General features: G+C 69.3%; 6 protein-coding genes. All 6 read right to left on the bottom strand.

Annotated features, from left to right (window positions below; all coding sequences use genetic code 11):
- The coding region (locus J1C73_RS09405) for an ABC transporter substrate-binding protein (protein ID WP_307797639.1) at positions 1-544 on the bottom strand (544 nt) is incomplete at its 3' end.
- 118 nt (positions 545-662) lie between these two features.
- Positions 663-1,418, bottom strand: coding sequence for an SDR family oxidoreductase (locus tag J1C73_RS09400; protein ID WP_207315928.1), 756 nt, complete (start codon positions 1,416-1,418; stop codon positions 663-665).
- 20 nt (positions 1,419-1,438) lie between these two features.
- Positions 1,439-2,200: a 3-oxoacyl-ACP reductase FabG gene (gene fabG, locus J1C73_RS09395; protein WP_123468000.1), complete on the bottom strand. Its 762-nt coding sequence runs from the start codon at positions 2,198-2,200 to the stop codon at positions 1,439-1,441.
- 218 nt (positions 2,201-2,418) lie between these two features.
- On the bottom strand, positions 2,419-2,802 hold the full coding sequence (locus J1C73_RS09390) for a DUF3037 domain-containing protein (RefSeq protein WP_207315927.1): 384 nt from the start codon (positions 2,800-2,802) through the stop codon (positions 2,419-2,421).
- Positions 2,799-3,650: a HipA family kinase gene (locus tag J1C73_RS09385; RefSeq protein ID WP_207315926.1), complete on the bottom strand. Its 852-nt coding sequence runs from the start codon at positions 3,648-3,650 to the stop codon at positions 2,799-2,801. Before J1C73_RS09385 ends, J1C73_RS09390 begins: the two co-directional genes overlap by 4 nt.
- Positions 3,651-3,719: 69 nt before the next feature.
- Positions 3,720-4,040 (bottom strand): tyrosine-type recombinase/integrase (locus tag J1C73_RS09380; protein ID WP_207315925.1); only part of this gene is annotated, 321 nt, incomplete at its 5' end.

Here is a 4,040-nt window from a genome sequence, read left to right as displayed (position 1 = left end):
TGTGTGCCGAGTAGTCGCTCGGCGCGACGAGCGACATGGCGGGCGTGGCCAGGATGAACGGGAAGGTGGCGTCCGGCTTGGTCAGATGGAAGATGACCTCGTAGTCGCCCTTGGTCTCCACCCGGTCGAGCGAGCCGAGCATTCCGTTGGGCCCGCCCTTGACCGCGATCGTCCTGATCCGGTCGATGGAGTACTTCACGGCCTCGGCGTCGAGCTTGTCGCCGTTGGAGAACTTCAGGCCCTCGCGGAGCGTGCAGCGGTAGGCGGTGCTGGTGGTGTCGGTGAACTTGCAGTGGTCCGCGGCATCGGGCTCGGGGCTCGTACTCCCGGTGGGGAAGCTGACCAGGGTCTGGAACACGTTGCGTATCAGCTCCCAGGAGCCGTCCCACGCCGCCGCCGGGTCGAGGGTGGAGGGTTCGCTGGTCGTCCCGACAGCTAGCTTCTGCTCCACATCCGAACCGCTGTCGGACAACAGACCGCAGCCGGCCAGCAGAGACAGGGAAGCAAGGGCTGCAGCAGCCTGCAGACTGGCCCGGTAGAACACGCGCACGCTCCTCGATCAGCCATGGGTCGGCAGACCATACCGCAGCGCCCCGCCGGGTCAATCCAGAGGCCCGGCGGGGCACTTGAGTCAATCAGGGCCAAACCGGCTCAGGCCGTTCTCAGCCCACGCCCGCATTCAGGAAAATCCCGCCGTCGACCACCAGGGTCTGTCCGGTGATCCAGTCGGACTGGTTCGACGTGAGGAAGGCGGCGGCGCCGCCGATGTCCTCGGGCACACCGAGCCGTCCGAGCGGGTAGGACGCGGCCGCCTCCGCCTCACGGCCCTCGTACAGCGCCTGGGCGAACCTGGTCTTCACGACCGCGGGGGCGATCGCGTTGACCCGCACGACCGGCGCGAACTCGTGCGCCAGCTGAAGGGTCAGGTTGATCATCGCGGCCTTGCTCATGCCGTACGCGCCGATGAAGGGCGAGGCGGAGACGCCCGCGACGGAGGCGATGTTGACGATCGCCCCGCCGTTCTCCCTCTGCCATGCCTTCCAGGTCTGCTGCGCGAAGCCGAGCGCCGAGACCACGTTCGTCTCGAAGACCTTGCGGGCGACGTTGAGGTCGAGCTCGGCGATCGGGCCGAAGACCGGGTTCGTACCGGCGTTGTTGACCAGGAAGTCGACCCGGCCGAACGCCTCCATGGTGCGCTCGACGGCTACCGCCTGGTGCGCCTCGTCGTGCGCCTTGCCCGCCACGCCGATGACGCGGTCGGAGCCGAGCGCCTCGACGGCCTCCTTCAGCGCGTCCTCGCCGCGTCCGGTGATGCACACCCGGTCACCGCGGGCGACGAGCGCCTGGGCGATTCCGTAGCCGATACCCCGGCTCGCGCCGGTGATCAGCGCGACCTTGCCGCTGTCCTGCACAGTCATGATGTCCGCAGCCCTTCGGGTCAGTTGAGCGGTCCGCCGGCGACGTACATGACCTGGCCGGAGACGAAGCCCGCGTCGTCACCCGAGAAGAAGGCGATGGCGTTGGCGATGTCCTCGGGGAAGCCGACGCGCTGCACCGGGATCTGGGTGGCGGCCGCGGCCTGGAACTCCTCGAAGCCCATGCCGACGCGGGCCGCGGTCTGCGCGGTCATCTCGGTGACGATGAAGCCGGGGGCGACGGCGTTGGCGGTGATGCCGAACTTGCCGAGCTCCTTGGCGAGGGTCTTCGTGAAGCCCTGCAGACCGGCCTTGACCGCGGCGTAGTTGGCCTGGCCGCGGTTGCCCAGGGCGGAGGAGGAGGACAGCGACACGATGCGGCCGAACTTCTGCTCCACCATGTGCTTCTGGACGGCCTTGGCCATCAGGAACGCGCCCTTGAGGTGCACGTTCATCACGGTGTCCCAGTCGGACTCGCTCATCTTGAACAGCAGGTTGTCACGGAGCACGCCCGCGTTGTTGACGAGAATCGTCGGGGCGCCGAGCTCGGCGGCGACCCGCGCGACGGCGGCTTCCACCTGGGCGCTGTCCGACACGTCGCAGCCGACGGCGAGGGCCCTGCCCCCGGCGGCGGTGATCTTCTCGACGGTGTCCTTGCAGGCCGCCTCGTCCAGGTCGAGTACGGCGACGGCGCGGCCCTCGGCCGCCAGGCGTACCGCGGTGGCGGCACCGATGCCCCGTGCCGCTCCCGTCACGATGGCTACGCGCTGCTCGGTGGTGGACATGCTTGGTTCTCCTCGCCCTTGGATCGCGGCTCAGCGGACGTCAGGCACATTCCCTGCGAAATGATTCCCGATAACTGAGCAACCGCTTAGTACCTTCAGCAGTCGAGACGCTAGAAGGCCTGACACCCGGTGTCAACGGCCCACGGACGCAGCGGCGCATGTCACACCGGGCGGCGCTGCCGCCGCAGAGCGCGGCGGCAGCGGCGTACGGGTGGGGATCAGCGCACCAGCAGGTCGAGCAGTCGATCCAGCTCGGCGGCGGGGTCGGTGGTGAGACCGCTGTGCACGGGGCTCGGCTGGATGACGGTCGAGCGCGGGGCGATCAGCCAGCGGAAGCGCCGGCCGGGGTCGTCTCCCCCGGCCTGGCCCGCGGCCGTACCGCCGCGGCAGATCCCCTCGACGGCGCGCAGCGCGGCGCGCACCCCGGTCACGTCGGCGGCGGGGTCCAGCGCCCTGAGCTTCCCCTCGTCGAGTTCGGTGCGGGCGGCGACGAACCCCTTCGCGCGGCAGTAGACGACCACGCCGGCGTTGAAGAACTCGCCGCGCTGGACCCGGGGCACCACGCGCAGCAGGGCGTACTCGAAGACAACGCGTTCACTCACGGCCGGCTGCTCTCGTCGCTGTTCTCGTGGTCATGCCGCGGGGCGAGGCGCTCGGCGAGCCACCCGGGGGCCTGGGACGGCTTGGCGGCGGTGGGCGCGTCCAGGCTGATCCGCTCATGGATGGTGGCCGCTCGCGGCAGCAGCGCCTCGACATAGGCGCGCCTGAGCTGATCGGTCGAGTCGAATCCGGGCTCGTCCACCAGCCACTCGTCGGGGACGTCGGCCGCGACCTCGGTGAGCAGTTCCTCCGTGACCAGCGGGGCCAGTTCCGCGGCGGCCGCGGCGACATCGGGGGCGAAGGGGGCCAGCGCGTGGTCCGAGGCGTTGTACGGCTTGGCGGCGGAGGCCTGGGCGCCCGGCCAGTTGTGGTGCCAGATCATGGTGGCGCCGTGGTCGATGAGCCAGAGGTCGCCGTGCCAGATCAGCATGTTCGGATTGCGCCAGGACCGGTCGACGTTGTTGATCAGTGCGTCGAACCAGACGACGCGTCCGGCCTCGCGCGGATCCACCTGGTAGGCGAGTGCGTCGAAGCCGAGAGAACCGGGGAGGAAGTCCATCCCGAGGTTGAGGCCACCGCTCCCCTTCAGGAGCTCCTGCACCTCCTGGTCGGGCTCGGCGAGACCGATGACCGGGTCCAGCTGCATCTGCACGAGGTCGGGGACGCGCAGCCCGAGCCGCCGGCCGAGCTGTCCGCAGATCACCTCCGCGACCAGCGTCTTGCGGCCTTGTCCGGCGCCGGTGAATTTCATGACGTACGTGCCCAGGTCGTCGGCCTCGACGATCCCGGGAAGCGAGCCACCCTCACGCAAAGGCGTGACATAGCGGGTCGCTACGACCTCTTCCAGCACTTTCCCAGGCCACCTATCTCTTCAGCCTTACAATCCACGGACGACTTCTTCGGTGCGTAGAGACGGGAATCACCGGTCAACGGCGCTGGGGAGAATCTGGGGAGTTTCGGCTGGCGAGCCGGTCCCCCGCTCCCCAAGCAGACCGTCGATGGTGCCGCGCCCCCTGCTGCCGGCCTCCTGCATGAAGTGAGCATAGTAACCGAGGGTGATCGCGGGCGAGGAGTGCCCAAGCCACCGCGCCAAGGTCACGACAGACTCTCCGGCTTCCAGCATGATCGAGGCGTAGGTGTGCCGAAGCGCGTGGAAGCCGTCCTTCGGGGCCGCCGCCCACTGCCAGGCTTTCGCCCCCTCGGCACGCGGCGGGATGACTCCCGCCTTGGCCAAGGCGGG

This window comes from Streptomyces laculatispora, from assembly GCF_017353455.1.
GTDB lineage: Bacteria > Actinomycetota > Actinomycetes > Streptomycetales > Streptomycetaceae > Streptomyces > Streptomyces laculatispora.
This window is presented reverse-complemented; position numbering and strand designations above follow the sequence as displayed.

Bases quoted from the DNA above. Each gene is read 5' to 3' on its own strand.
- fabG (WP_123468000.1), bottom strand. From the start codon at position 2,200: ATGTCCACCACCGAGCAGCGCGTAGCCATCGTGACGGGAGCGGCACGG.
- J1C73_RS09400 (WP_207315928.1), bottom strand. From the start codon at position 1,418: ATGACTGTGCAGGACAGCGGCAAGGTCGCGCTGATCACCGGCGCGAGC.